Below are 26,244 nucleotides of genomic sequence, written 5' to 3'. Positions count from 1 at the left end.
GAGTGATGATATAACATCAGACATTAGATGTTATTCGCTTGTTGGGTGTTTCGCAACCCTCCGGTCCGGTGTATTCAGCATCCAGACCGGTCTGTACGAATGTCCCGGCGCCGCCGCGAGCAGTGCGCCGGGACATCACGTCTCAGGGCTCAACCGTGCTTGATCCAGAGGTGTTTGACCTGCGTGAACTCGTCGATGCCGTAACTCGAGCCTTCGCTGCCGTACCCGGAATCCTTGACCCCGCCGTGCGGCATCTCGGGAAGCATCGACAGGTGGTCGTTCATCCAGACCGTGCCGAACTCGAGGCGCGGGGCGGTGTTCATCGCCCGGTTCAGGTCGCGGGTCCACAGGGACGCGGCCAGCCCGAAGGGGGTCCCGTTCGCCCACTCCACCGCCTGGGCGTCGGTGTCGAACGGTTGCACGGTCACGACCGGACCGAAAATCTCCTCCTGCACGATCGTGTCACCCTGCTCGACGCCGGTGATCACTGTCGGGGTAACGAAATTGCTGTCGGAGTCCGGGTCGAGGTGCCCGGTCAGAATCTTCGCGTTCTGGGCGCTGTGGATGTAGTCGACCACTCGATCACGGTGCCCGCGATAGGCAAGTGGCCCCATCTCGATGTGCTCGCCCTCCTCGGGCGCGCCGACTCGGACCGACTCGAACGCGGGAACGAGGCGATCGAGAAGATCGTCGTAGCAGGACTTCGCCACCAGAAGCCGCGACGCTGAAAGGCAGACCTGACCGGAGTTGACCGTGGCGGCCTGACGAATTCCGGCGACCACCGCATCGAGATCGGCGTCACCGAAGACGATGGCGGGACAGTTGCCCCCCAATTCGAGATGTACCCGCTTGAGGGTGTGCGCCGCCGCGGCGGCCACCGCCTTTCCGGTAGTGACCGCGCCGGTAACCGACACCATGCGAATCTTGGGATGTTGGGAGAGCGCGGATCCGACCGGATCGCCCTGTCCGGTAATGACGTTGAGGACTCCGGGCGGTAGGATCGGGGCCGCCAGTTCGGCGAGTGCCAGTGTCGTCAACGGGGTCTGCTCGGCGGGTTTGAGCACGCAGGCGTTCCCCGCGGCGAGTGCGGCGCCGACCTTCCAGATCGCGCCCATCAGGGGGAAGTTCCACGCGGTAATCAGGCCTACGACGCCGATGGGTTCCCGGCGCACGATCGAGGTGGTGCCGCGGCGGAATCCGTTGGACGCCAATCCCTCTGAGCTGCGTATCGCACCGGCGAAGAAGCGCAGGCCGTCGATCGCCTCGTCGACCTCGCCGCGGGCATTCAGGATGGGCTTGCCCACATTCGCCGATTCGAGATCGGCCAGCTCGCTCTTGTTCGCGGCCATCGCGTCGGCGAGGGCGAAGAGATACTGCGAGCGCTCCCGCGGGGTCGTCTCCCGCCATGTCTGCCAGCCGGATTCGGCGGCATCGACCGCACGGTCGACGTCGGCGCGAGAGCTCGCCGCCACCTCGCCGATCACCGTGCCCGTTGCCGGATTGGTGATCGGCGCCCGCGCGCCGTCGGCGGGGTCGACCCACCGTCCGCCGATGAAGTTCTGGCTGCGTATCTGCGTCATGGGTTTGCTCCTCCGTTGACATCCATAAATCAAACCTATAATGTCAGAGGTTAGAAGGCAAGATCCCCCGAAACTGAGTCAGAGTGGAGGTAGTCGAGTTGAGTGCGAATCCCGTGCAGACCGTCGATTCCGACCCGAGCAGGCATCTGTGGATGCATTTCAGCAACATGGGTGCGTATGCGCAGGGGGCCGAAGTCCCGGTCATCGTCCGCGGCGAGGGTTGCTACGTGTGGGACCAGCACGGGAACCGGTACCTCGACGGCCTGAGCTCCCTCTACTGCGTGAACGTCGGCCACGGCCGCACCGAGTTGGCTGAGGCCGCGGCCAAGCAGGCGACCGAGTTGGCCTTCTTCCCGACGTGGGGATTCGCTCACCCTCGCGCGATCGAGCTCGCGACCAAGATCGCCGACCTGGCGCCCGCGGATCTCAACCGGGTGTTCTTCGTCGGTGGTGGCGGCGAAGCCGTGGACTCCGCCTTCAAGCTCGCCCGGCAGTACCACAAGATTCGCGGCAAGGCCGGTAAGTACAAGGTGATCTCCCGCAACACTGCCTATCACGGCACCACCCTGGGCGCGCTGGCGGCGACCGCGTTGTCGCCGGCACGGGCACCTTTCGAGCCGCTGCCCATCGGCGGAAGCCACGTGACGAACACCAACGTGTACCGGCTGGACCCGCAGGCGGTCGATACCCTCGCCGAGGCGATCCAGGAAAGGATCGAGTTCGAGGGACCGGACACCGTCGCGGCGGTGATCCTCGAACCGGTGCAGAATTCGGGAGGCTGTTTCGTCCCGCCGGAGGGCTACTTCCAGCGCGTACGGGAGATCTGCGACCAGTACGACGTCCTGCTGATCTCCGACGAGGTCATCTGCGCGTTCGGACGCCTGGGCGAGTGGTTCGGCGCCCAACGGTTCGACTACGTGCCCGACATCATCACCACGGCCAAGGGCCTCACCTCCGCGTACGCGCCGATGGGCGCGGTCATCGCCTCCGACCGCGTCATGGAGCCGTTCCTCACCGACAACAACGTGTTCATGCACGGTGTCACCTTCGGTGGGCACCCGGTCGCCTCGGCGGTCGCGCTGGCCAACATCGAGCTGATGGAGAGCGAGAAGATGCTCGAAAACGTGCGCGCCAATGAACCGGTGTTGCGCGGAATGCTCGAGTCGCTGCGCGACATTCCCTTGGTCGGTGACGTGCGCGGGGCAGGCTACTTCTGGGCGATCGAACTGGTCAAGGACCCCGCGACGAAGCAACGCTTCTCGCCGGCCGAGGGCAAGGCGCTGCTGGCTTTCCTTGCCCCCGAACTCTATCGGCGGGGACTGATCTGCCGCGCGGACATGCGCGGAGACCTCGTGGTCCAACTGGCGCCGCCGCTCATCACCGGCCCCGAACACTTCGCCGAGATCGAGACCATCCTGCGATCGACACTCGTCGACGCCGCGGCGCTCTCGTTGCCGACCGACTGACCCCAGGAGAAAACTGATGAGCACGATCGACACCACCGGGCTGCCCGAATACCAGATGTACATCGACGGAGCCTGGGTCGCCGCCGAATCCGGGGCTCGCTATGCCACCACCAACCCCTACACCCAGGAGCCGTGGTCGACGGCCCCCGACGCCGGCGCCGCCGACGTCGACCGCGCCGTCGCCGCCGCCCGCGCCGCCCTGACCACCGGGCCGTGGTCGACCACCACTGGCGCCGAACGGGCCCGGTTGATGCGCACCTTCGCCGACCTGCTCGAGCGCGATGCCGCCGCACTCGGCGCCATCGAGACCACGGACAACGGCAAACTGGTGCGCGAAATGGCCGCCCAGATGGCCTATCTCCCTCAGTGGTACCGGTACTACGCCGGAATCGCCGAGACACTCGGCGGCGACACCCTGCCGTCCGATCGCCCCAACTTCTTCATCTACACCCGACGCGAGCCGGTCGGCGTCGTCGGCGCCATCCTGCCCTGGAACTCACCCCTGATGCTGCTGGCGTGGAAACTCGCGCCCGCCCTCGCTGCCGGCTGCACCCTCGTCGTCAAACCCTCCGACTACACCCCGGCCTCGACCCTAGAATTCGCCCAACGGATGGACGAGGCGGGCTTCCCTGCGGGCGTCTTCAACGTCGTGACCGGCACCGGACCGGAGGTCGGCAAGGCCCTCGCCGGCCACCCCGGCATCGACAAGATCGCCTTCACCGGATCCACCGCCGTCGGTATCGAGGTCGGCCGCGCGGCCCTGCAGAACATGACCCGGGTGTTGCTCGAACTCGGCGGCAAGTCCGCCCAGCTGGTGTTCCCCGACGCGGACCTGGAAGCCGCCGCCAACGGTGTCATCGCCGGCGTATTCGCCGCCACCGGGCAGACCTGCCTGGCCGGCTCACGCCTGCTGGTCCACGAATCAATCCACGACGAGCTGGTCGAGCTGATCGTGCGCCGCGCACAGACCATCGTGCTGGGCGACCCGACGGATCCGGCCACCGAGATGGGACCGGTGGCGAACGAGAGGCAACTCGCCTCGGTGCTCGGGATGATCGACAAGGCGGTCGCCGACGGCGCCACCGTCGCCGTCGGTGGTGGCCAATCACCGGGCCGCGGCGGCCTGTTCGTCGAACCCACCGTGCTCACCGACGTCCGGCCGGACATGCCCATCGCGCAGGAGGAGGTCTTCGGCCCGGTACTCGCCGTGACACGCTTCTCGACCGAGGACGAGGCACTCGCATTGGCCAACGGCACGAAATACGGCCTGGCCGCCGGCGTGTGGACCCGTGACCTGCAACGCGCACATCGCGTCGCGGCCGCCGTCACCGCCGGCACCGTGTGGATCAACGCCTACCGCGTGGTCGGACCGGGCGTACCGTTCGGCGGTTTCAAGGGCAGCGGATGGGGCCGAGAAAACGGACCGGACGCAGTCCTCGAATTCACCGAAACCAAGGCGGTGTGGGTCGAACTGACCGGCGCCACCCGCGACCCCTTCACGATCGGCTGAGGTGACCACCATGGACTCCTCCAATTCCGGGCGCGTGAAGGTCGGCATCGTCGTCGGCGTCGAACACGGGGACTTCGGGATGTGGAAGAACATCCCCACCGCGACGTTGCCGACCACCTACATCGAGGCCGTCCGGCGCGCCGGGGGGACCGCGCTGCTGTTCCCGGCCGATGACGACATCACCGAAAACCCGGACCAGGTACTCGATCTCGTCGACGCGGTCATCCTGGCCGGGGGACGTGACATCGGCCCGGCGACGTACGGCCACGCCGCCCACGCCGCCACGGCCGAACCCGACACCGCGCGCGATCTCGCCGAGCTCGCGGTTGCCCGCCGCGCCCTCGAACTCGACGTCCCGATCCTCGGCATCTGCCGCGGAATGCAGATGCTCAACCTCGCCTTCGGCGGAACACTCGACCAGCACGTGCCCGACTCACTGGCCCACGACGACCACGCCGCCCACGACGGTGTGTTCGGCAAGCACGAGGTCACCCTCGTCCCGGACACGGTCGCCGCGCGCGCCTACCAGTCCGACACCGCGACCGTGTACTCCGCACACCACCAGGGCGTCGGCCGGCTCGGCACCGGGTTGATGGTCAGTGCGCACTCGGTGCCGGACGGGGTGATCGAGGCCATCGAGTCCGCCGAGCATGGGTTCGCGCTCGGTGTGTTGTGGCATCCCGAACAGGACCCGATGACCCCCCTGTTCCGGGCGTTCCTCGACCACGTCGAGGGCCGGGAACGCCACCAGCACACCGGCTCCTGACCCGTCCGGGAACCCCCGGCAGAAGACAACGACCGTACCCAGCGCGGTACAGCGACCGACCACTCAGGGAGAAGAGGCCCAATCATGAAAGTCACCGTAGACACCGCGGTGTGCGCCGACCACGGACAGTGCATCTTCAGCGCGCCGAAGGTATTTCAGTTCGATGACGACGGGAGGCTGGTCTGGGAGCCGGCGCCCGACGAATCCCTTCGCGCATCCGTCGAAGAGGCCGCGGACGTGTGCCCCGTCCAGGCGATCCGTGTGGACGACTAACCGATGACACCACGGATTGTCATCGTCGGCGGCTCCCTCGGCGGGCTGCGCGCCGCTGAGCAACTGCGCGTGCACGGCTGGTCGGGTGAGCTGACGGTGGTCGGCGCCGAGGCTCATCTGCCCTACAATCGTCCACCGCTGTCGAAGAACGTCTTGGTCGCCTCCGACGCCAGTGCACTCGGCGCCACCGAACTGGTCAACTATCCGGGCGTGGCCCTGCGCCGCCGCGCGCACGTCGAGGACGTGTCCTGGATGACGGGCACCGAGGTAACCGGGGCCGTGCTGGCGGACCACGTCGTGCATACCGCCGACGGACGCACGCTCGCCTATGACGGTCTGGTCGTCTCCACAGGTCTGCGGCCCCGCCGATTGCCGATCGACGGGTTCGGCTCGCAGCGGCACGTACTACGCACCCTCGACGATGCGATCGCACTGCGTGCGCAGCTGACCGCGGGAGCCTCCGTGGTGGTTGTCGGCGGCGGCTTCATCGGCTGCGAGGTCGCCGCCAGTGCCCGCCGCGCCGGATGCCGGGTCACGGTCGTCGAGCCGTTCGCCGCACCGATGCTGCGCCCGCTCGGCTCCGAACTCGCCCGCACCCTGCAGATCTTCCACGAGGAGCAGGGCGTGGCGTTCGCGCTGGGCAGGTCGGTCTCGGCCCTGATCGGACGGTCATCGGATCCCGAGACGCTGGGTACGGTCATCCTCGACGACGAGACCGAACTCGCAGCCGACGTGCTGGTCGAGGCAGTCGGATCACGGCCCAACGTCGAATGGCTGGACGGGAACGGCCTGGACCTGTCGGACGGCGTCCTCTGCGACAACCTGATGCGCGTCGAAGGTCGCGACGAGGTGGTGGCGGTCGGGGATGTGGCTCGCTTCCCGAATCCACGATTCGACAGCACCCCGCGCCGCGTCGAACACTGGTGCGTTCCCTCCGACACCGCGCAGCGCGCCGCCACCACCTTGATCCGCGGACTGAGCCCCGCCGAAAGCGATGACCGAGATCCGGCACCATTTGCGCCGCTGCCAGCTTTTTGGAGCGACCAATTCGACGTCAGAATCCAGGGATTCGGGCGCACCGACCACGCAGACCGTATAGAGGTCCTGGAGGGCGACTTCACCCCTGGATGGGCATCGGACGGCGTCGTGGTCGGCTACTTCAGAGAGTCCACAATGACCGGCGTCGTCATCGCCGGCGGCACGCCGGCGCAACGGCTGCGGCACAAAGCCCTTCTCGAGGCCGTGGGCTGAGCCCTCGCCCGCCGCAGATCCAGTGGCCCCCGCCGACGGCGTGTCGCCTCCGGACCGGCCGGCTGCACTGATGTCGGTGTGGTGGGTTGCCCGCCGCCACGCGTCCCACACCCTGCGGGCAAGGCCGGAGATACCCCACCGTAGCGCAGGTTTCGGTGGCCGCCGCGTCCGAACACCCGGGCACGCCCACCCAAGCGCCCGTGCCGCTTCCCGGACCGGACACCCGCCGCCGCCGACTCCCCGGGAGCGGCGAGCCGCGGTCTCGCCCCCTGAGGCAACGTCCGGCCGTGCCGCGCCGACTTGTCTACCCGCCGTTGAATCACCACCCGTCTCGACAACCAAGAAAGATCGAAGTGAGGGTCCTGTGAAAGTCAGCATTCCCAAGGAAATCAAGAACCACGAGTACCGCGTCGCCATCACCCCGGCCGGTGTACACGAACTCGTCGCGCACGGGCACGAGGTGTTCGTCGAGGAGTCGGCCGGGGTCGGATCGTCGATCCCGGACGAGGACTACCTCGCCGCCGGCGCAAAGATCCTCTCCTCGGCCGACGATGTGTGGGCCAGCGGTGACCTGATCCTGAAGGTCAAAGAACCCATCGCACCCGAGTATCACCGGATGCGTGAGGGGCAGGTCCTGTTCACCTACCTCCATCTGGCCGCCGACAAGCCACTGACCGAAGAGCTGCAGAAACGTCAGGTGACCGGCATCGCCTACGAAACGGTGCAGACCCCGACCGGGGCCCTCCCACTCCTGGCACCGATGAGCGAGGTCGCCGGCCGGCTGGCGCCGCAAGCCGGCGCCTACCACCTGATGCGGGCCGGCGGCGGGCGCGGCGTGCTTCTCGGCGGCGTGCCCGGTGTCCCGGCGGCCAAGGTCGTCGTGATCGGTGCCGGTGTCTCAGGCATGAACGCCGCAACGATCGCACTGGGCCTGCAAGCGGAGGTCTCGCTGCTGGACCGCAACGTCGACACCCTGCGCGCCGCGGACCGCATCTACCAAGGACGCCTGCGCACCGTCACCTCCAACGCCTACGCGATCGAAGACGCGGTCCTGGGCGCCGACCTGGTGATCGGGGCGGTGCTGGTGCCCGGCGCCAAGGCCCCGACATTGATCTCCAACGAACTGGTCAGCCGGATGAAACCCGGATCTGTGCTGGTCGACATCTCCATCGATCAGGGTGGGTGCTTCGAGAACTCACGCCCCACCACGCACGCCCAGCCCACCTACGAAGTGCACAACTCGATCTTCTACTGCGTGGCGAACATGCCCGGCGCCGTGCCCCATACCTCCACCTATGCCCTGACCAACGTCACACTGCCCTATGCCCTCGCCTTGGCGAACAAGGGTTGGGAGCAGGCGCTCAACGACGATCAGTCGCTGGCGCGGGGCCTGAACACCCACGCCGGGCAGGTGACCTACGCCCCCGTCGCGCACGCGCACGGACTCGAGTCGGCTCACCTCGTCACCGTCTGACGGATCCGCACTTCTCCCACATCTGAAGGCTGGCCACGGGCCGCCGAACGACCTCTTCTCCGCGCCGACCACCCCAGTTAGACGGTGGGCGCGGGGAACGGCGCGTTCGGCGGCCATTTCGGCATCTTCATCACAGAAACGGCGGGTGTAGCGCATGACGCCGATTGGGACGCGTCCCTCGGCACCAGACTTCGTCCACGACGACGCCAGCACGCTGGTTAGACCAGAGACAGGTGCGCGATACCGCGGAGCCCCGGCGCGCTAACTCCGACGCCCACCGGAACGCGGGAAGCGTGACCTCCAAGAATTAACACTACAACCTCTAGTATATGAAGTTATGTGGTGTTAGGTTGTGATCGCGCTCATAGTTGATGAAGGAGAGAGTGTCGATGAACGAAGTATTTGACGTAGTTGTCGTGGGGGCCGGATTCGCCGGCATCACCGCCGCCCGAGACCTGACCTCGGAGGGGAAGTCGGTCGTCGTTCTCGAGGGACGCGATCGCATCGGTGGCCGTACCTACACCGATGACAAGATCGGGCGGGCGGTGGAACTCGGCGGCGCCTACGTGCACTGGACCCAGCCGAACCTGTGGCGGGAGATGCAGCGGCACGGTCTCGAACTGTCGACCCCCGTGCCGATCGACCGCGTTCACTGGCTGTCCGACGGCGCCCTGCACTCGGGCACCGAGGCGGAATTCGACGCCCTCGCCGGCCCGGGCATGGAGCGGTTTGTCGAGGACGCCCGCGAGCATTTCCCGTATCCCCACGACGTCCACACCACGGACATCGGGGAGATCGATCTGGAGACCTTCACCGACCGGATGAAGCGACTCGATCTCGACCCAGCCGAACGCGACATGCTCGACGGCATCCTCTCCTATACGGTGGCCGCACCCGACCAGCAGGCGGTATCGCAGATTCTCCGTTGGGCCGCACTGTATTTCGGTGACTGGCGCGTTCTGTGGGAATCGGGTGCCTACTGGCGCATCGCGACCGGAACCAAGAGCCTGATCGAAGCGATTGCCGCCGAATCCTCCGCCGATATCCGGCTGTCGACTCCGGTGTCGGCCATCGCGAACGACGGCGACGGAGTGCTCGTCACCACCCGGGCGGGGGAGACGTTCCGCGCCAAGTCCGTCATCGTGACCGTCCCGGTCAATGCCCTCAACACGATCGACTTCTCGCCGGCGTTGAGCGAGGGCAGCCAGCGCCTCGCCGACGAGGGGCATCCGATGCGCAACCGCAAGATGTGGGTCCGGGCCAAGGGCGAGATCGAAGCGTTCACCGCCTACGCCCCGCTCGGGGCCAACCCCATCACCATCGCCATGACCGAATACCGCCTCGACGGTGACACCTTGATCGTGTGCTTCTGTCCCGACGCCACTGCGATCGACCCCGACGACAAGGACGCGGTCCAGGACGCGTTGCGCGCGTACGTGCCCGACCTCGAGGTCGTGGACACCGACGGGCACGACTGGGCAGACGACGAATTCTCGCAGGGCACCTGGATGATGATGCGTCCCGGACAGCTGTCATCGGCAGTCCCGGACATCCAGAAGCCGCACGGCCACGTCTACTTCGCCGGCAGCGACATCGCACCCTCGTTCGTCGGGTGGATCGAGGGTGCTCTCGAAAGCGGCGCCCTCGCCGCCCGGGACGTGGTCCGCGATCAGAAGGCCGCCCCGCAGTCCTGAGAGCCCGACCCGGCTTTTTCTGGCGAATCGGCAGCCAGTGCGCCGGAAGTCCGGACGGCGGGCTCGTCGATCGCCGGGTGCCAACCCGGCCGCAGCAGCGACGGCACGTAAGGGTCGCCGCGGCTGTCAATCCAGGCGTGGGCATTGGCCCCGAACGGGCCGGCCCCCGATCACCCCCATACCCCACACTCGACCACTATTTTCCCGGGTTGGCCGTGCGTGAACACGGCCCACCCGGGGGCACAGAAGGGAATCCCCGTGCGCCCCGGCTTGCACAATTTCGTCAAGGACATGGATAAGGCATGGGCGGCCGAGCAGCCCCATGAGGCTATCGCCGCGCATTTCGCGGAAGACGGTGTCCTGCACGACATGACCTCACCCGGCCCGGCCACCGGCCGAGCGGCGATAGCCGAAGCGATGAGCGCCTTCACGAACGCCTTTTCCTCGATGGAGTTTCACAGTTCCGTCGTCGCCGACGATGGTGAGACGGCCACCGTCGAATGGACCGTGACCGGAGTCCATACCGGGGACCTCGACGGTATCGCACCGACCGGCAACCGTATCGAGGTACGCGGCGTCAACCTGCTCAAATGCAACCCCGCAGGACAGTTGCTCGAAGAGCGCTCGTACTGGGACTCGGGGACGCTGCTGCGTCAGCTCGGAGTCTTCGACAACTGATCAGAAGGTCAACACAGCGGCGCCCGGGGACCTCTCAGGGCGCCGTTGCTGTACGCACCGCCGCGCCCCCACGTTCGCCGGCGGCACCACTCCCGCAACTCACACTCGAACGCCCACTTCCCACCCCCTCACCATGGAGACCCCAATGATGATGACACGCCTCATTGCGGTGACCGCCTTTGCCATTACGGCAGCGGTCGCCACCACCAGCACCGCCAGTGCCGCCCCCGAACAGGCCGACCCCCACCATGCATCAGCTCTGGAAACGGAGATCCTTCCCGGTATCCACTACACCGCGAGCATCGTCGACAAGTCCGTCGTCCTGACCACCGACGGCGGCTCGCTGACCACCCAGGGCAACCAGTTTCAGGTACTCGATGCCGCCGGGAATCTGGTAGCCGGGTTCCCGCTGACCTACTCACGGGATGGGAAAGAATGGCCGATCGCCGCCCAGATCGACGGCAGGAGTGCCACCCTCACACCCAGCACTGAACCCGCTACCGCCACGCCGCTGAAGGATGCAGCGCTCCCACTGCAGCCGACCGCATTGGACGTGCGGTCACCGGAATTCAGCGCTGCCATCATCAACTTCGGTACCGAAGTTGCGCTCGGCATCGGTATCGGCAGTCTGATCGGCACGGCGATCGGTGCCGGGATCGGATGCATTGCCGGAGGAGCGCTCGTCGGATCCGCGGTCGCCGTCCCGACAATCGGGACCCTCGCGGTCCCCGGGTTCCTCGGTGGATGCCTGGTCACCGGAGCCGCGGCAGGGGCGATCGGAGCGGTCGCCGGAACCGTCATCGTGGGTGGGCCCGTCGCCGTTGCGAGCGCACTCCAGTTCTATGACGCGATCAACGCCCCCGCCGCCGAACCCGTCCCCGCCGCCGAACCCCTGGCAGGGTGACACCCGGACAACACGGCGCGCTGTTCGGCCGTTATTCGGGCCCGGACGGGTCGGGCCCGAATACCGGACCGGGGGTCGTACGACGAGTGCCGCGAGGAGCGCGGTGCGGCTGCGCTCCCTCCCGGGCACTAGGCAGGGTGCCCGACCAGGGCCATCACGCGGTCGACCAGTGCGTCATCGCGCGCCGCATTGGCGATGACCAGTGTCTGGAGGCGGGGGGCGTCGGCGGCGAGAGGCCGGTAGGTAATCCCCGGAACGGTCCCGTCCCGGATCTCCCGTGGGACGAGACACACGCAGTTGGCGGATGCGACCAAACCGAGCATTCCCATCAGGCTGTCCGCTCGCCCGCCGTCCCGGGGTTCGAAACCTCCGGCGCGGCAACCCGCGTAAATCAACTGGCTGAGCCCGGGCAATGCGGTTGCGGATGGCAGCGCGAAATCCTGATGCCGCAAGTCGGCTAGGGCGATGTCTTCCCGGGACGCGAGAAGATGGTCGGCCGGCAGAGCGCATACCAGGGGTTCGTCGTGCAGGAGCCGGATATCGAGGTGTTCGGGGTCGGACAGTGGAGCGCGCACCATGGCGAAGTCCAGCCGACGGCTGCGCACCATGTCGGCGAGTTCGGCGGAGGTGCGTTGGTAGAGGTTGATGTGCAGTCCCGGCAGGTTGTCGCGGACCATGCCGATGAGGCGGGGGACTGAGACGTAAGAGGCGCCGCTGATGAATCCGAGGCGGAGGGTTCCCTCCGCTCCTTGCGCGATCCGCCTGGCGCGTTCGGCGGCGGAACTCTGTGCGTCCAAGAGGTGTCGTGCGTCGAGAGCAAATGCTTTGCCGGCGGGGGTGAGTTGCACCTGGCGGGTGCTTCGTTCCAGCAGCGGGACCCCGATGGTCTTCTCGAGGCGTTTGATCGCCTGAGTGAGGGGCGGCTGACTCATGGACAGGCGCTCGGCGGCGCGGGTGAAGTGACGCTCTTCGGCGACCACGACGAACTGCTCCAGCAGCCGCCGCGAAAAATCCATATCTTCCATCATATGAATTCTGCCCCAATTAGTATTGGATATCGACAGGCTTTGAGGTTTTCATTGTGGTGTGAAGCATGACAACCCCGTTTCGATCGGTTCGAGAACATCCATCCCCCCTGGTGGGCGGGAAGTATCCCCCCATCCCGGTGCGGCAGGCGGCCCCCTGGAAGGGCTCCGCGTGATCGAACTGGCCACGGTGATCATGGGCCCCTACGCCGGTCAGCAGTTCGGTGACCTCGGTGCGGATGTGATCAAGGTCGAGGCTCCCGGCGGCGATCCCACCCGACAGTTCGAACCGAAACGTCATTCGGGGATGGGCGGGCCGACCCTCAATCTCAACCGCAACAAGCGAAGTGTCACACTCGATCTCAAGAATGCCTCCGATCGGGATTCGCTGCTCGCGTTGCTCGAGACCGCGGATGTCTTCATCACCAATGTCCGTCCCGGCGCCCTTGAGCGACTCTCGCTCGGCTGGGAGGACGTGGCCGCGGTCAATCCACGTCTGGTGTACGCCACCGCACAAGGGTTTCGGTCCGACTCGGCGATGCGAGACAACGCCGCCTACGACGACATCATCCAGGCGGCCACCGGCCTGGTGTGGCTCAACGAGCAAGTCTCCGGCCAGCCGAACTACATCCCCTCGGTGGTGGCCGACAAGGTGTGCGGTCTGATGATGGTGCAATCGGTGCTCGCCGCATTGCACTACCGAGACCGCACCGGGCGCGGACAGCACATCGAAATCCCGATGGCGGACACCATGATCGCCTTCAATCTCGTCGAACACCTCGCCGGAGCAACCCTCGATCCGGCCGACGAAAGCGATTACGGATACCGGCGGGTACTCAGCCGCGAACGCAAGGCCTGCCGAACCGCCGACGGGTGGATGTGCATCCTGCCCTACAACGACGCGAACTGGCGGGACTTCTTCGAATTCGCCGGCGACCCCGCCGCGGCAACCGATCCCCGGTTCACCACCATGGCCGGCCGCGTCGCGAACTCCGATGTCCTGTACGCCAGAATGCGCACCCTGACAGCACAGTTCAGCACCGCCGAGTGGCAGCGCCTGTGCGACGACGCGAGCATTCCGGCGCATCCGGTCTACAGCCTCGCCGAGAGCGCGACCAGCCGCTACGCGCAGGACGGCGGTCTGCTGACCACGACCGAACACCCCACCGAGGGCCCCTACCAGCTGATCGGACACCCGGTCCGGTACTCCGAGACACCGGCCCAACTGCGCCGACACTGCCCGGCACAGGGACAGCACACCGAGTCAATCCTCGACGACCTCGACCATCGGCAGCGGAGCCGGGCATGACCACAGTCACTCGACCCCCGACCTATCGCATCACTCTGAATGGAGACGCACTGTCATGACCTTCTCCGGAGGTGACCTCGTCGTCACCATCGACAACCACATCGGGCGCATCACCCTCAACCGGCCCGAGAAGAAAAACTCCTTCACCGTCGACATGCTCGCGGACTGGGCGCACGCGCTGCGCGAGTTCCAGCGTGACGAGCGGGTGCGGGTAGTGGTAGTCCGCGGCACTGGTGAGGCCTTCTGCGCCGGAGCCGATCTCGCCGACATCGGCGAGATCGATCGCACACCGCTGACCAACCGGAAACTGATGACCGACACCGTCCACCAGGTGGCACGCGCGGTCGACGACCTGACCAAACCACTAATTGCCGGTGTGAGCGGCCCCGCCGTCGGCGCCGGGATGGATATGGCCCTGATGTGTGACTACCGGATCGCCTCAGCTGCCGCCCGGTTCTCCGAGGGATACATCCGCGTCGGCCTGGTACCCGGTGACGGCGGCTGCTTCTACCTCCCGCGGCTGATCGGCCGCCCCCGCGCACTGCGCCTGCTGTGGACCGGCGAATTCGTCACCGCCGAACAGGCCCTCGACTGGAGTCTCGTCGACGAAGTCTGCGCCGCCGACGAGTTCGACACCCGACTCGAGGAGTTTGCCACCCAGATCGCCCGTCAGCCACCCGTGGCTGTCCAGATGATCAAGAACGCGGTACGCCAATCCGATACCGGCGATCTGCGGTCGGCACTCGATCTCATCGCCTCACACCAGGCGGTGGCGATGACCACTGCCGATTCGATCGAGGCGCTCGACGCCTTCACCACCCGACGAACCCCCGCCTTCGAGGGACGATGACAAGCCAGGACACGATGACTACACGAGAACAATCGCTGCGCGCGAAGGTGCGCGAACTGTGCGCCGACTGGGACTACGAACCCCGATGCGACGCCTGGGGCGGCGAGGCCGACCCCGACTTCAGCCAGGAACTCGGGCGGCGCGGACTACTCGCGCTCACCTGGCCAAAGGACCTCGGCGGGGCCGCGGAATCGAACCTCACCCGACTCGCGGTCACCGAGGAACTACTCCGGGCCGGCGCCCCGGTTTCCTACCACTGGGCGGGCGAACGGCAGATCGGCCCCACCCTGATCCGCCACGGCAGCCGGGCGCTCCAGGACGAATTCTGTCCCCGCCTGGCCAGAGCCGAGATCAGCTTCGCCCTCGGGATGAGCGAACCGGACGCCGGCTCCGACCTGGCCGCCGTCCGAACCACCGCCACCCGCACCGACGAGGGCTGGGTCGTCAACGGCCGCAAGGTCTGGACGAGCGGCGCCCACTTCGCCGACTACCTCTACGTCCTGGCCCGCACCTCCAAGAGCGAGGACCGGCACGCCGGCCTGAGTGAGTTCGTGGTCGACACCTCCGCGCCCGGGGTACACGTGCAACCGATCATCGGCATGGACGGCGGACATCACTTCAACGAAGTCGTCTTCGACGAGGTCCACGTGCCCGACCGTTGGCTGATCGGTACCGAGGGACACGGCTGGCAACAGGTCATCTCGCAGCTCGCCTTCGAACGCGGTGGCCCCGAACGGTTCCTGTCGATGTACCCGCTCCTGGGCGCGGTCCTCGACACCGGGGTGCTCGACGACACCGACCGCGCCGCACTTCGCGGGCTGACCGCACAGCTGACGGTGCTGCGTTCTCTTGCGCGGAACATCGCGGCCGACCTCGACGCCGGGCGCAGCCCGGTCGCGCAGGCTGCCACCAGCAAGTACCTCGGAAACCGGCTCGAGCTGGCCATGCTCGACTTCGTCCGCCCCCTGCTGAGCCGGTGCGATGGGCGCGTACGCGCAATGTTCGACGCGGCTGTGATCACCTCCCCGAAGTCGGGCCTGCGCGGCGGCGCCGCCCCCGTCATGCTGTCCATCGTCACGAAGGAAATGCAATGAGCACGACGATTCTCACCGACGAAGCCGCACAACTCGCGGCGACCGTCGCCGATGTGGTGACCACCTGGGCACTTCCGGTCGCAGGCGGCCTCGTCTCGGAGGCCGAACACTTCCACGCCCAGTGGAAGACCGCCGAGGAACTGGGATGGACCACGATCCTCGAAGACGTCGACTGCACCAGCTTCGAGGCGCTGGCCGAGGCGGCCGATCTCATCGACGCCGCCGCCGCCGTCACCCGCGCCCTCGCCCACGCCGGCGCCGCCCTTCCCGTCCGCCAGACCCTGGTTGCGCGCGCCCTCGCCTCTGAGCCGATCGCCACCGGGCCGATCGTTGTCAGCGCGCACTCGTTCGGGGTCTGGGATCCGATCGCGACCGCCTTTGTCGGCGCCGACGGCACCACCGAGGACCGGGCGGCGCAGGGTTCGGTGGACCGCGACGTCGCTGCCCGCCCGCTGCACCGAACCGAGCCCCCGGAGGACCTCGGGGATCGACCCGACGGTGTGCTGGCCCAGTTCCTGCTCGTCCAGGAAATCGCGGGCGCAGCCCGCGGCGCGATCGAGCAGGCGCGCGCCTACGTTTCCAGCCGGGTCCAGTTCGGCCGGCCACTGATCAAGCTTCCCGCCGTGGCTCAGGAGCTGGGAAGGCTGACGATCGCGCAGCGGCAACTCGACGAGGCGATCGCCGAGTTCGCGCGGCGACTGCACACCGCAGCTCCCGATCGGATCCGCTTCGCTGCCACCGTAGCCCGAGCGCTAGCCTGTGATGTCGCCTCCGATGTCGCCACCCAGGCGCACCAACTGCACGGTGCCCTCGGATTGACCGCAGACGCCACGCTCCGGCAACGCACCCTGCTGCTCTGGGCCGACCGGGACGAGGGTCTGCATCAGCGCAGCTGGGGCGTGGACACCCTCCCGAACCGCGAGGTCGACCTGTGGACGCTGAGCGAGCCGGAGCACACGCACCGGCTCTAGATGGCCGCCACACCCTTCCGCCCGGACCCTCTATCGGGTCAGGCAGGCCGAGCGAGCGGCACCCCGGGATCCCCGCGGGCCATCCCGAACAGGCGTGGAGGAGGTAGTGCGCCGGCGATCAGAAGGGTGGCGCACTCCGTCGATCCCGGGCCCAGGCGTGCGTGTTTCGTTTGTTCACGCGCGCCTGGGCTTCGGGGGACCGGAACAAGGGGGCGAGAGACCCTGAAACACAGTGGCGCGCAGGCACACCCCCGCGCGCCCGACCGACTGAGTTCGGGTTAACCGCCGGCGCTTGCCGCGGCGCGGGTAAATCCCAGAATTGCTTCCGCGCTGCTGGTCATGTGCTCGGCCATCAGGCGGCGCGCCCGCTCGCCGTCTCCGGCCTCGATCGCCGCGAAGATCTTGCGGTGCTGGTCATTGGAGGTATGCCGCGCCTGCGGGCCCACCCGGAACGCCCCCATCAATGGGGTCAACTCTGCCTGCACCTCCGTCTCCGCCCGCGCCAGCCGCTGCGACCGCGTGCAGGACGCGATGGTGACGTGAAAGGTTGCGTCACACTTGCGAAATTCCTCGAATACCTCTGCGGCGTCCATACGTTCGATCAGATCCCGCATCCCGGCAAGATCCTCGGCCGTCGCCCGTTCGGCGGCCAGGGCCGCACTCTCCCCGCCGATGGCGACTCGGTAATCGGTGAGGTCGGTGATGTACTCGTCGGTGATCGTCGCGATCCGCTTCTGCGCCTCGCGCTCGGGAACCGTCAGTGCCAGCTGTTTGACATAGGTGCCGCCCTGGCGACCGCGTCGGGTCTCGACGTAGCCGGCTTCGCGCATCACCGCCAGCGCTTCGCGCAACGTCATCGCGGAAATCCCCAGCTGGTCGGCCAGTTCCGACTCGGAGGGAAGTCGCGATCCGACATCGAAGATGCCCAAGCCGATGGCATCGCCGAGCCGACGAACGGTCTGCGCGACCAGCCCCTCACCGCCGATCGGGGACAGGATGACACTGCGAACGAGCAGGGACGCCGGTGAGGGGGCCCGGGAATCGGACGCCGAGTCATTTGTATCCATTATCTTCACATCATATAGGTCTAGAGAAGGCAAAGTCGAGTGCTTGCAACTCTAACATCTAATGTTAGAGTTCAAACATGAGTATCGAATCTGCCACCGACGGCAATCTGCTGAAGATCACCGACCCGGGTTTCTCTGCGATGGGCGAGGAGATCCGTGCGGCCAGGGAGCAAAACTGGTATGCCCGAACCACTTACGGAATCGCTGTCCTACGTCACGGTGAGGTGGGCGCTCTGCTGAAGGATCGCCGCCTCCGGCAGGGAAGCTGGTCGTGGCCTGCACAGAACGGCATCACCGACGGTGTGCTCTCGGACTGGTGGAAGAGCTCCCTGGTCGGCATGGAGGGTGAGGATCATGCCCGCATCCGCAAGCTGGTCAACCCTGCGTTCTCCCACTCGGTCATCGCGACGATGACCGAGAGTTTCCGCGAACTCGCCCACGATGTCATCGACCAGTTCGCCGACTCCGGCGCATGCGAATTCATGACGGACTTCGCCGAACCGTACTCGTCTCGCGCCCTGTGCCGGCTGCTCGCCCTACCCGAAGGGGACTGGCGCGAGCTCACGCAGCTCTCGTCCGACATGGGGCTGGCCTTCGGCCCCGAGATCGCCGAGCAGCGAGCCACGATCGAAGCCGCAATCCTCGCGCTCTATGCCCGCGCCGACGAACTCGTCGCCCAGCGCCGCCGCCAGCCCACCGACGACTTCGTCTCGCAACTGGTTATCGCAACGGACGAGAACGGGGACCGGCTGAGCGATCAGGAACTTCGGGAGCTGATCACCAGCCTGATCTTCGGCGGCATGGACACCACCCGCAGTCAACTCGGACTGATGATGCAGGCCTTCGTCGAGCATCCCGATCAATGGGCGCTGCTCGCCGACCAGCCGGAACTTGCCGCCCAGGCTGTCGAGGAAGTCATTCGCTTCAACCCGACGATCCACTGGACCACCCGACTGGCCATCGAGGACTTCTCCTTCCAGGGCGTCGACATCCCGGAGGGAACGGTGCTCCACCTCATGTCCTACTCCTCCGGCACCGACCCCCTCGCAGTCGGAGACGCAAGCTTCGACATCACGGCCAAGCGCGCCCCCCACTTCGGTTTCGGGGGAGGGCGGCATCACTGCCTCGGGCACTTTGTCGCCCGCCTCGACATCCGCGAAGCGCTGCAAGCCCTTTCGCAGCGCCTGGCCCAGCCGCGATTCTCCGCGCCGCCCAGTAATCGGCCGCCGACCGGGAACACCGGCCCGATCGAGCTTCCCGTGAGCTTCGTTCCGGCACGCCTGAGCTGACGGCAGTGGTGACCGGCACGCCGTCTCGCGGGCAGGTGGCACGGCGGTGCCCTGCGCGGGCGAGGGCGCGTGGGAAACCTACCGCTCACCTTTTAACATAAAACGTCTTGTGTTAGCGGTATTACAGCAGTAGCGTTCTCGCTCATCGATCGGAGTGCGCGTCATCACACCCCGGTCAGTCACCCTCACCGAAGGAGCTCACATGACCGAGCGAGAATCCACCGTCCACAGAAATGGACGGAACTGTCTGAGGACGGCGTGCCTCGGCACGGCGACGAAGGCGGCGTGAAATGACCAACCCATCCACGCCCACAACCGGCGCCGACCTCACCGCGCAGGCGCATCTCGAGACGGGACGGTTGGGCAGGACCTCCCTGGTCTCACTGTCGCTGGCGTCCTTCTTCCCCGCAGTCGGCATCGCCTTGGTGCCCCTGCTCGTGTTCAGCACCGCCGGCACCAATGCATGGCAGGCATCACTACTGTCCACGATCGCCGTCATCTGCGTCGGGCGAGCAGTCACCGCCTTCGCCCGGCGATACGTCGCCACCGGATCGCTGTACTCCTACATCGGAGAGGTATTCGGCCCCTGGGCCCGATACCTGACCGCGGCCGCCCTACTCGCCGGGTTCATCGCCGCGATCGGAGCACTCGCCGCCGTCGTCGGGATCTTCGCCGGTAGCTTCCTGCTCTCACACGGGGTCGACAACGCCCTGTCCTTCGGGCCGCAACTGGCAATCTTCCTCGTCGCTCTCGCCCTCGCCGCCGCGATCGCCTACCGCGGTCTCGACACCTCGGTCTGGATCGCGGTGACCCTGGCCGTGTTGTCGTTCCCCCTCGTCCTGGTCATCACCATCGCCAGCGCCGCCAAGACCGGACTCGATCTCGCCGATCAGTTCAGCCTCAGCGAGTTCAGCCTCAGCGGAACGCTCCAGGGCATGGCCGTCGGAGCTGCCTTCCTGGTCGGCTTCGAATCCTGTACCGCACTCGCCGCGGAGACCCGCAACCCCCGCCGCAACGTGCCTCTCGCGGTCATGTCCGTCCCGGTTCTCCTCGGCGGCCTCTTTCCCCTGGTCACGATTCTCCAGGTCCCGGGGCTGCAGGTGGCGTCCGCCGAACTGGAGGCCGGAATGTCGGCTCCCGCGGCGCTGGCACTGCATGCCGGTCTCGGCTCCGGGGTCGCCACCGCCAGCGATCTGGTCCTCGCGGTCGCTACCTTCGCCGCACTGATCGGCTTCATCAACTACGGTGCGCGTTTCGCCATGACCCTCGCCGATGACGGTCTCCTGCCCGCTCCGCTGGGGAGGATCCATCCTCGCCACCACAGCCCCTTCGTCAGCATCGCGGTGATGTCCGTCGCCGGGTTCGTCCTCGTCGCCGCCCTGGTCTTTACCGCGGGAGATGTGGTGTCGGCGTACTACACCGTCGCTCCTCTAGTCGTGTACCTGTGGGTGCTCCCATACGTCCTGATCACCGTCGGCGCCATCGTCCTCACCGTGCGGGCGCATGAGTACCGGCCGTTGCTGATCGGCGCGTCCGTCTTCGGCGCAGTGGCGACAGCATGGATGTACATCAACGGGGTGATCAACCCACCACCAGCGCCGGCGAACGCCATGTCCTGGATCGTGCTGATCGTCCTCGCCGTCCTCCTCGCCGTTTTTGCGATCACCAAGCGCAGACAAGCGCCGAGCACCGCGGTGGAAGTCTCACCGCAACCGGTCGCCCAGGTCGAGGAGGTCTGACGAGTTCGAATCTGAAAACCGTGGTGGCTGGAAGGACACATCCTTCCAGCCACTTCACCGCGCCCCAACCGGTGAACACAGCGGCCTCGACCACGCCCCGCGTGGCTCCCGACCGCGGAGCCCGCACAACGACACCTCCGAGAAAGAAACACCATGAACAAACACATTCAGTCGTGGCACGACGACGAGGTCAAGGCCCTGTCCGAGCTCGCGGTCGGGTTCTTCGAACGCGAGGTGGTCGCGCACAACGAGAAGTGGGACGCCCAGCACCGCATCGACCGTGCGGTGTGGCTGGCGGCGGGCGAGCTGGGGTTGCTGTGCTGCTCGATCCCGGAGGAGTACGGCGGCGGTGGCGGCACGTTCGCCCACGACCTCGCCGTGTTCGAGGCCCAGGGCTATGCCGGCGACCTCGCGCTCGGCATCTCGGTGCATTCGGGGATCGTGGCGCACTACCTCCTCGAGTACGGCACCGAGGAACAGAAGAAGACCTGGCTGCCGGGGATGGCGACCGGGGAGATCCTCGGCGCCATCGGCATGACCGAACCCGGCGCCGGATCGGACCTCAAGGCGATCAAGACCACCGCCATCCGGGACGGCGACGAGTACGTCGTCAACGGGTCGAAGACGTTCATCACCAACGGCGCGTCCGCCGACATGATCGTGCTGGCGGTCAAGACCGACCCAAAGGCCGGTGCCAAGGGGGTGGCGCTGCTGATCGTCGATCTGCGGGACTGCCCCGGGTTCGCTGTCGGGCGGGTCCTGGACAAGGTCGGTCAGCACGGCGCCGACACGTCGGAGTTGTCATTCACCGACGTGCGGGTGCCGGCGTCGAATCTGCTCGGTGAGGAGGGGCAGGGTTTCGGGCAGCTGATGGCGCAGCTGGTGCAGGAGCGGTTGATCATCGGAGCGCAGGCGTCCGGTGCGATGACTCGTGCGGTGGAGGACACCGTTGCGTACACGAAGTCGCGGCAGGCGTTCGGGCACAGTCTGTTCGAGTTCCAGAACACGGCGTTCGAGCTGGCCGAGTGCCAGACCATCGCCCGCACGTGTGCGGTGTTCCTGGACCATTGCATCGAGGCGCACCTGCGTGGGGAACTGGACCCGTCCGAGGCGGCGATGGTCAAGTACTGGCTCACCGAGCAGCAGTGCGCGGTGATCGACCGGTGCGTGCAGTTGCACGGCGGTTACGGGTACATGCGCGAGTACCTGATCGCCCGGATGTACGAGGACGCCCGCGTCCAGAAGATCTACGCGGGCGCCAACGAGGTGATGAAGGGAATCATCGCGAAGTCGCTGTAGCCGACGCCGGCTCACGCGACACGTCGTACGCCGCCTCGTCGAACCGGCCGAGTCGCTGCCGCATGCGGTCGGTAGACCACGGCCAGTTGAAGCTGTTGCGGCCGTTGACGTCGACGAAGTAGCGATTCGAACGCTACCGGTATCAGTGTCACCCGCAGCGCATCAGCGCAGTCAGTCCACTGATGTCTGATCCACGATCTCTGTGTGTCTCGCGGCCCGCGAAGAGTATCCAGCGCAGACACGTTGTCCGGGTTCTTTGACGTCCTCCCGGTCGTTCACGGCCGGGAGGACGTCAATGTGGTGCACACCGCACCCCCCACACGCTGCGAGTTCGACAGCTATGCGCAATTGGGAGTCGACCGAGTTGTTCTCCTTTTACCGACAGCAGGTGAGACTGAGACGTTGAAGAAGCTCGACGAGTGGTCCGCCTACGTAGGGGAATTCACTGCCTAGACGGGTGGGCCAATCGACGCTCCGGGCCAGGGAAGCGCTCGCACAGTGCGGGAGTGGGGGCGGTCTTCGCGCACGACCCGTCATGGTCGGGCGCACTTGCCCAAGGTGTTAATTTCCGTCTGGACTCCGCGCTTGTTTCAGACGCACCGGGAAGCTACGACGATTGCCGTTCTTCGACAACCCAGGCCGCGACCTGTGCTCGCGAGGTGAATCCGAGTTTGGTGAGGATGTGCTCGACATGCCCTTGCGCGGTGCGTTGGGAGATCACCAGGCGGGCGGCGATCGCCTTGTTGGTCAGGCCCTCGGCGACCAGCTCTGCGACCTGCTGTTCGCGTTTCGTCAAGCGAGTCGGACCCGGCGACGTCGGCTTTCGAGGACGCTCGCCGAGCGCGTAGGAGACAGCGGAATCGAGATCCATGGCTCTGCCGTGGTGCAGGGCCTCCTCGAAGACGTGTTCGGTGAGCATCCGGCGGGCGGACCGCTCGCATTCCTCGTGATAGACGAGCAGGTCGGGAACGAGCACGGAGGGGCTTCCGGCCGCGCGGCCGAGCGCCTCCGCGGCCCCCATCAGTGTGCTGGCACGTTCAGGGTCACTGGTTCCGGCGAGCCACGCGAATGCTTCCAAGCAATTTGCGCAACCGACCGGGTCGTCGACGCGCCGAGCGAGGCGCACTCCATCTCCGAGCAATTCGACTGCGCGACTTTGTGCGCCCAGGCGCCATTGGGCAACAGCCATCGCCCACAGTGCGTAGGACCGATAGACGGATTCACCATGCACCTTCGTGATCGCGAGAACTTCCTCGTAGCATTCGATCGCCCGGAGGGGTTCGGTGTCGAGCACCTGATACGCCAATCCCAGCAACGTCAGAGACTCGATCTGTAGCGCAGGCTCGTTCTCTGCTTCTCGGAACATCGATACTGCCCGCTCCAGACCTGACACCGCGCGCGTGAGATCGCCGCTGAACAACCCGACGATGCCATCGGCGTGGTCGACGATCGCCTGCGCTACCGGGTCGGTGAGTTGGTCAGCGAGGAGGCGCGCCTGCTCGACCAGAGCGGCACCTCGCTGATGGTCCCGCTGCTGTTCAGTCATGAGGCAGTCGGCGTACAGCGCTCTGATGGTGGCAAGGGTGGGATGTTCTCCCTGGCGTGACAGGAATTGGTCGAGCCACCGTCTCGCCTCGCTGAGCAGGCCGCGTGACCCCCAGAGCTGCATCAAGGGGGCGGCGATCTGTAAACCGGCTTCGGCATCATTTTCGGCGACGCAGAAGTCCATCGCGTCCCGCAGGTTCGGCTGCTCACTGCTGAGTCGCGCGATCCACTCGAGCTGCCGGGGACCGATGAACTCGTCCTCGGCGGTGCGGGCCAGCTGGCGGTACCAATCCCGGTGCCGCTGGCGCAGGTCGTGGAAGTCGCCGTTCTGCTGGGCCTTTTCTCGTCCGTAAGCGCGGAGGGTCTCGAGCAGCCTGAAGCGGACGGCGGTGCCGTGCTCTTCGCGGATCAGGATCGACTTGCCGACGAGGGATGCCACCGAGTCCAGCAGATCCCCGGTCTGCACATTGTCCCCGCACACGTGTTCTGCGGTATCGAGATCGAAGCTGCCGGTGAACACCGACAGTCGTGCCCATGTCAGTTGTTCGAGCGGGGTGCACAGGTCGTAGCTCCAGTCGACACATAATCGGAGTGTCTGCTGGCGTGAAGGTGCGGCTCGGCTCCCGCGGGTCAAGAGCGCGTAGCGGTCGGACAGGCGTTGCAGGATCTGTTCGGGCGACATCGCACGCAACCGCGCGGCCGCCAGTTCAATCGGCAACGGCAACCCATCCAGTCGATGACAGATCCGGGTCACCGCGGACTTGTTGGTGTCGGTCAACGTGAATGTCGATACCGCGGTGGTGGCGCGTTGGGTGAACAGCGACACCGCGTCGTATTGGGGCAGACCTTGCAGGGACGGCTCGCGATCGGGGTCGGGGACGGTGAGTGGGGGAACGCGCAGCGTTGCCTCCCCATCTACTGCCAGAGGCTCGCGGCTGGTCGCGAGGATGCGCAGATTCGGGTTGTGTCGCAGTAGCGCTGCGGCGAGGTCGGCCACCGCGTCGATCACTTGCTCGCAATTGTCCAAGATCAACAACAGTTCTCGCGAGGACAGGAAGTCCAGCAGAATCTCGTATAGCGACCGGTCGGTTTGGTCCCGCACACCAAGCGTTGCGGCCACCACGTCGATCAATCGAGACGGAGTGCGGACCTCGTCGAGCTCGACGAGCCATGCTCCGTCGGCGAACTCGCGGCGGATACTCGTTGCAAGTCGAAGTGCGAGACGCGTTTTCCCGACGCCGCCCATTCCGACCAGCGTCAGCAGGCGTGACGATGCCAGCAAATTCTTCGCTTCGGTGATCTCGTGCCTGCGTCCGACGAAGCTGGACAATTCCAGGGGCAGGTTCCCTCCCTCATGATGGGAAGGGCTCGACGCAAACCGCCCATGCGGTATCGGCTCTGGTTCCGGTGCGGCACGCGCATGGAGCGCCATGTCGTCCGCGGGTAGTCCGCGGCTGCGTTGGAGCTCGCGCAGGTTCTCACCCAATGCGGCGGCAGAGGGTTGCCGGTCCTCGGGACGACCGGACATTGCCTTCTCGATCACACTGGCAACATCGTCTGCGAGGCCTTGATCCCGCAGATCCGGGACGGATTCTGTTGTAATACGAACGAATTGGGCTACCAACTGTTCGCCGCTATGGCGTTCAAATGCGGCGTGGCCGGTGACTGCGCAGAACAGGGTGGCTCCAAGTCCGTAGATGTCGGAGGCCGGGCTCGGGGAGGCGCCGCCGAGGACCTCGGGCGCCGTGAACGCGGGCGAACCGGTCACGATGCCCGTAGCGGTCTCGAATCCACCGGAGATATGCGCGATCCCGAAGTCCGAGAGCGCCGGCTCACCATAATCGGTGAGAAGGATGTTCGCGGGCTTGACATCGCGGTGGACGATGTCCTGACTGTGAGCTGCCTCCAGCGCACCAGCCAGTTTCACTCCTATCCGCAGCACTTCGTCCACGGGCAGAGGACCATGCCGCCTGATCCGTTCGTCCAGGGAACCCTGTGGGTGATACGGCATCACAATGTATGGTTCGCCGCTGTCGGTGACCCCGACCTCGAGGACATTCACGATGTTCGGGTGGCCGGTCAGACGACCCATCGCACGTTGTTCGCGGAAGAATCGCTCCCGGTTCTCCTCCGAGAGATCGTTGGTGAGCACCTTCACTGCAACGGTCCGGTCGAGAGAGGTTTGGGTGCACTGATACACGACGCCGAAGCCGCCCCGCCCGATCTCTTGGGCGTCGTCGAATCCGTCAGCTCTCAGCTCCGAAGTGACCGATGGGGTCACATCGCGGTGGGTCTCGAACGGATCGGTATCGGACATCGTCCAGGTCGATTCATCCGGTCCACGATACGTCCGATGAAATCCACACGGGTTAGCCTCTCGACGACGTGCTTCCTAGGATATCGCTGTCAGCGGCCCTGACGGTGCGGGCTACGGCTCGCAGTCGAACGCTTGGAGTGGAC

20 protein-coding genes are annotated in these 26,244 nt (G+C 66.3%); 16 read left to right on the top strand and 4 right to left on the bottom strand.

From position 1 onward, the window contains the following. Nucleotides 1–149: 149 nt before the first annotated feature. On the bottom strand, nt 150–1,580 hold the full coding sequence (locus G9373_RS09765; protein WP_167114932.1) for an aldehyde dehydrogenase family protein: 1,431 nt from the start codon (nt 1,578–1,580) through the stop codon (nt 150–152). A gap of 98 nt (nt 1,581–1,678) precedes the next feature. Between G9373_RS09765 and G9373_RS09760 the strand changes: the two genes are divergently transcribed. The 9 genes from G9373_RS09760 (at nt 1,679) to G9373_RS09720 (ending at nt 11,596) form a co-directional block, all read left to right on the top strand. Beyond that, on the top strand, nt 1,679–3,046 hold the full coding sequence (locus G9373_RS09760) for an aspartate aminotransferase family protein (protein WP_206031968.1): 1,368 nt from the start codon (nt 1,679–1,681) through the stop codon (nt 3,044–3,046). 16 nt (nt 3,047–3,062) lie between these two features. Continuing rightward, nucleotides 3,063–4,556, top strand: a complete 1,494-nt coding sequence (locus tag G9373_RS09755) for an aldehyde dehydrogenase (protein ID WP_167114926.1) — start codon at nt 3,063–3,065, stop codon at nt 4,554–4,556. 10 nt (nt 4,557–4,566) lie between these two features. Then, on the top strand, nt 4,567–5,322 hold the full coding sequence (locus tag G9373_RS09750) for a gamma-glutamyl-gamma-aminobutyrate hydrolase family protein (protein WP_167114923.1): 756 nt from the start codon (nt 4,567–4,569) through the stop codon (nt 5,320–5,322). 84 nt (nt 5,323–5,406) lie between these two features. Further along, entirely contained in the window at nt 5,407–5,595 is a 189-nt protein-coding gene (locus G9373_RS09745; protein ID WP_061698772.1) for a ferredoxin, read from the top strand. Nucleotides 5,596–5,598: 3 nt separating this feature from the next. After that, nucleotides 5,599–6,846 (top strand): FAD-dependent oxidoreductase, encoded by a 1,248-nt coding sequence (locus G9373_RS09740; RefSeq protein ID WP_167114920.1) that lies wholly within the window; start codon nt 5,599–5,601, stop codon nt 6,844–6,846. A 364-nt stretch (nt 6,847–7,210) separates the two neighbouring features. Continuing rightward, the gene (ald, locus tag G9373_RS09735; protein ID WP_167114917.1) at nt 7,211–8,320 is read left to right on the top strand and encodes an alanine dehydrogenase; all 1,110 of its coding nucleotides are present in this window, start codon (nt 7,211–7,213) and stop codon (nt 8,318–8,320) included. Nucleotides 8,321–8,709: 389 nt separating this feature from the next. After that, entirely contained in the window at nt 8,710–10,014 is a 1,305-nt protein-coding gene (locus G9373_RS09730) for an NAD(P)/FAD-dependent oxidoreductase (RefSeq protein WP_167114914.1), read from the top strand. A gap of 291 nt (nt 10,015–10,305) precedes the next feature. Further along, a complete protein-coding gene (locus G9373_RS09725; protein WP_167114911.1) occupies nt 10,306–10,692 on the top strand; it encodes an ester cyclase in 387 nt (128 codons plus the stop codon). A gap of 145 nt (nt 10,693–10,837) precedes the next feature. Next, nucleotides 10,838–11,596: a hypothetical protein gene (locus G9373_RS09720; RefSeq protein WP_167114908.1), complete on the top strand. Its 759-nt coding sequence runs from the start codon at nt 10,838–10,840 to the stop codon at nt 11,594–11,596. 128 nt (nt 11,597–11,724) lie between these two features. Here the strand turns inward: G9373_RS09720 and G9373_RS09715 are convergent, their stop codons facing one another. Further along, nucleotides 11,725–12,612, bottom strand: a complete 888-nt coding sequence (locus tag G9373_RS09715; RefSeq protein WP_167114905.1) for a LysR substrate-binding domain-containing protein — start codon at nt 12,610–12,612, stop codon at nt 11,725–11,727. Between the two features lie 70 nt (nt 12,613–12,682). On the opposite strand from G9373_RS09715, the gene G9373_RS09710 reads away from it, so the two are divergent. From G9373_RS09710 to G9373_RS09695, 4 genes are read left to right on the top strand one after another with little or no spacing between them, the layout of a single operon-like run. Then, nucleotides 12,683–13,930 (top strand): CoA transferase, encoded by a 1,248-nt coding sequence (locus tag G9373_RS09710; protein WP_317763141.1) that lies wholly within the window; start codon nt 12,683–12,685, stop codon nt 13,928–13,930. A 55-nt stretch (nt 13,931–13,985) separates the two neighbouring features. Next, entirely contained in the window at nt 13,986–14,780 is a 795-nt protein-coding gene (locus G9373_RS09705) for an enoyl-CoA hydratase/isomerase family protein (RefSeq protein WP_167114902.1), read from the top strand. 14 nt (nt 14,781–14,794) lie between these two features. After that, entirely contained in the window at nt 14,795–15,874 is a 1,080-nt protein-coding gene (locus G9373_RS09700) for an acyl-CoA dehydrogenase family protein (protein ID WP_167114899.1), read from the top strand. After that, nucleotides 15,871–16,845: an acyl-CoA dehydrogenase family protein gene (locus G9373_RS09695; protein ID WP_167114896.1), complete on the top strand. Its 975-nt coding sequence runs from the start codon at nt 15,871–15,873 to the stop codon at nt 16,843–16,845. Before G9373_RS09700 ends, G9373_RS09695 begins: the two co-directional genes overlap by 4 nt. 278 nt (nt 16,846–17,123) lie before the next feature. Here the strand turns inward: G9373_RS09695 and G9373_RS09690 are convergent, their stop codons facing one another. Continuing rightward, nucleotides 17,124–17,912: an FCD domain-containing protein gene (locus G9373_RS09690; RefSeq protein ID WP_095869434.1), complete on the bottom strand. Its 789-nt coding sequence runs from the start codon at nt 17,910–17,912 to the stop codon at nt 17,124–17,126. A gap of 77 nt (nt 17,913–17,989) precedes the next feature. On the opposite strand from G9373_RS09690, the gene G9373_RS09685 reads away from it, so the two are divergent. From G9373_RS09685 to G9373_RS09675, 3 genes are all read left to right on the top strand, one after another. After that, nucleotides 17,990–19,201, top strand: a complete 1,212-nt coding sequence (locus G9373_RS09685; RefSeq protein WP_167114893.1) for a cytochrome P450 — start codon at nt 17,990–17,992, stop codon at nt 19,199–19,201. Between the two features lie 290 nt (nt 19,202–19,491). Continuing rightward, nucleotides 19,492–20,940 carry an APC family permease gene (locus G9373_RS09680; RefSeq protein ID WP_167114890.1) on the top strand — a complete coding sequence of 483 codons (1,449 nt, stop codon included), beginning with the start codon at nt 19,492–19,494 and terminating at the stop codon, nt 20,938–20,940. Nucleotides 20,941–21,093: 153 nt separating this feature from the next. After that, nucleotides 21,094–22,239: an acyl-CoA dehydrogenase family protein gene (locus G9373_RS09675; RefSeq protein ID WP_167114887.1), complete on the top strand. Its 1,146-nt coding sequence runs from the start codon at nt 21,094–21,096 to the stop codon at nt 22,237–22,239. A gap of 607 nt (nt 22,240–22,846) precedes the next feature. On the opposite strand, the gene G9373_RS09670 is transcribed toward G9373_RS09675, so the two are convergent. Beyond that, nucleotides 22,847–26,101 (bottom strand): protein kinase, encoded by a 3,255-nt coding sequence (locus G9373_RS09670; protein ID WP_167114884.1) that lies wholly within the window; start codon nt 26,099–26,101, stop codon nt 22,847–22,849. Nucleotides 26,102–26,244 lie beyond the last annotated feature (143 nt).

The sequence above is a fragment of the Rhodococcus sp. A14 genome (genome assembly GCF_011603105.1).
Classification (GTDB): Bacteria; Actinomycetota; Actinomycetes; order Mycobacteriales; family Mycobacteriaceae; genus Rhodococcus_F; species Rhodococcus_F opacus.
Note: the sequence above shows the minus strand (reverse complement) of the source record. Positions and strands in the feature narration are given on the sequence as shown.

Bases quoted from the DNA above. Each gene is read 5' to 3' on its own strand.
- G9373_RS09765 (WP_167114932.1), bottom strand. From the start codon at position 1,580: ATGACGCAGATACGCAGCCAGAACTTCATCGGCGGACGGTGGGTCGAC.
- G9373_RS09755 (WP_167114926.1), top strand. From the start codon at position 3,063: ATGAGCACGATCGACACCACCGGGCTGCCCGAATACCAGATGTACATC.
- G9373_RS09750 (WP_167114923.1), top strand. From the start codon at position 4,567: ATGGACTCCTCCAATTCCGGGCGCGTGAAGGTCGGCATCGTCGTCGGC.
- G9373_RS09745 (WP_061698772.1), top strand. From the start codon at position 5,407: ATGAAAGTCACCGTAGACACCGCGGTGTGCGCCGACCACGGACAGTGC.
- G9373_RS09740 (WP_167114920.1), top strand. From the start codon at position 5,599: ATGACACCACGGATTGTCATCGTCGGCGGCTCCCTCGGCGGGCTGCGC.
- G9373_RS09730 (WP_167114914.1), top strand. From the start codon at position 8,710: ATGAACGAAGTATTTGACGTAGTTGTCGTGGGGGCCGGATTCGCCGGC.
- G9373_RS09725 (WP_167114911.1), top strand. From the start codon at position 10,306: ATGGATAAGGCATGGGCGGCCGAGCAGCCCCATGAGGCTATCGCCGCG.
- G9373_RS09720 (WP_167114908.1), top strand. From the start codon at position 10,838: ATGATGATGACACGCCTCATTGCGGTGACCGCCTTTGCCATTACGGCA.
- G9373_RS09715 (WP_167114905.1), bottom strand. From the start codon at position 12,612: ATGGATTTTTCGCGGCGGCTGCTGGAGCAGTTCGTCGTGGTCGCCGAA.
- G9373_RS09705 (WP_167114902.1), top strand. From the start codon at position 13,986: ATGACCTTCTCCGGAGGTGACCTCGTCGTCACCATCGACAACCACATC.
- G9373_RS09700 (WP_167114899.1), top strand. From the start codon at position 14,795: ATGACTACACGAGAACAATCGCTGCGCGCGAAGGTGCGCGAACTGTGC.
- G9373_RS09695 (WP_167114896.1), top strand. From the start codon at position 15,871: ATGAGCACGACGATTCTCACCGACGAAGCCGCACAACTCGCGGCGACC.
- G9373_RS09690 (WP_095869434.1), bottom strand. From the start codon at position 17,912: ATGGATACAAATGACTCGGCGTCCGATTCCCGGGCCCCCTCACCGGCG.
- G9373_RS09685 (WP_167114893.1), top strand. From the start codon at position 17,990: ATGAGTATCGAATCTGCCACCGACGGCAATCTGCTGAAGATCACCGAC.
- G9373_RS09680 (WP_167114890.1), top strand. From the start codon at position 19,492: ATGACCAACCCATCCACGCCCACAACCGGCGCCGACCTCACCGCGCAG.
- G9373_RS09675 (WP_167114887.1), top strand. From the start codon at position 21,094: ATGAACAAACACATTCAGTCGTGGCACGACGACGAGGTCAAGGCCCTG.
- G9373_RS09670 (WP_167114884.1), bottom strand. From the start codon at position 26,101: ATGTCCGATACCGATCCGTTCGAGACCCACCGCGATGTGACCCCATCG.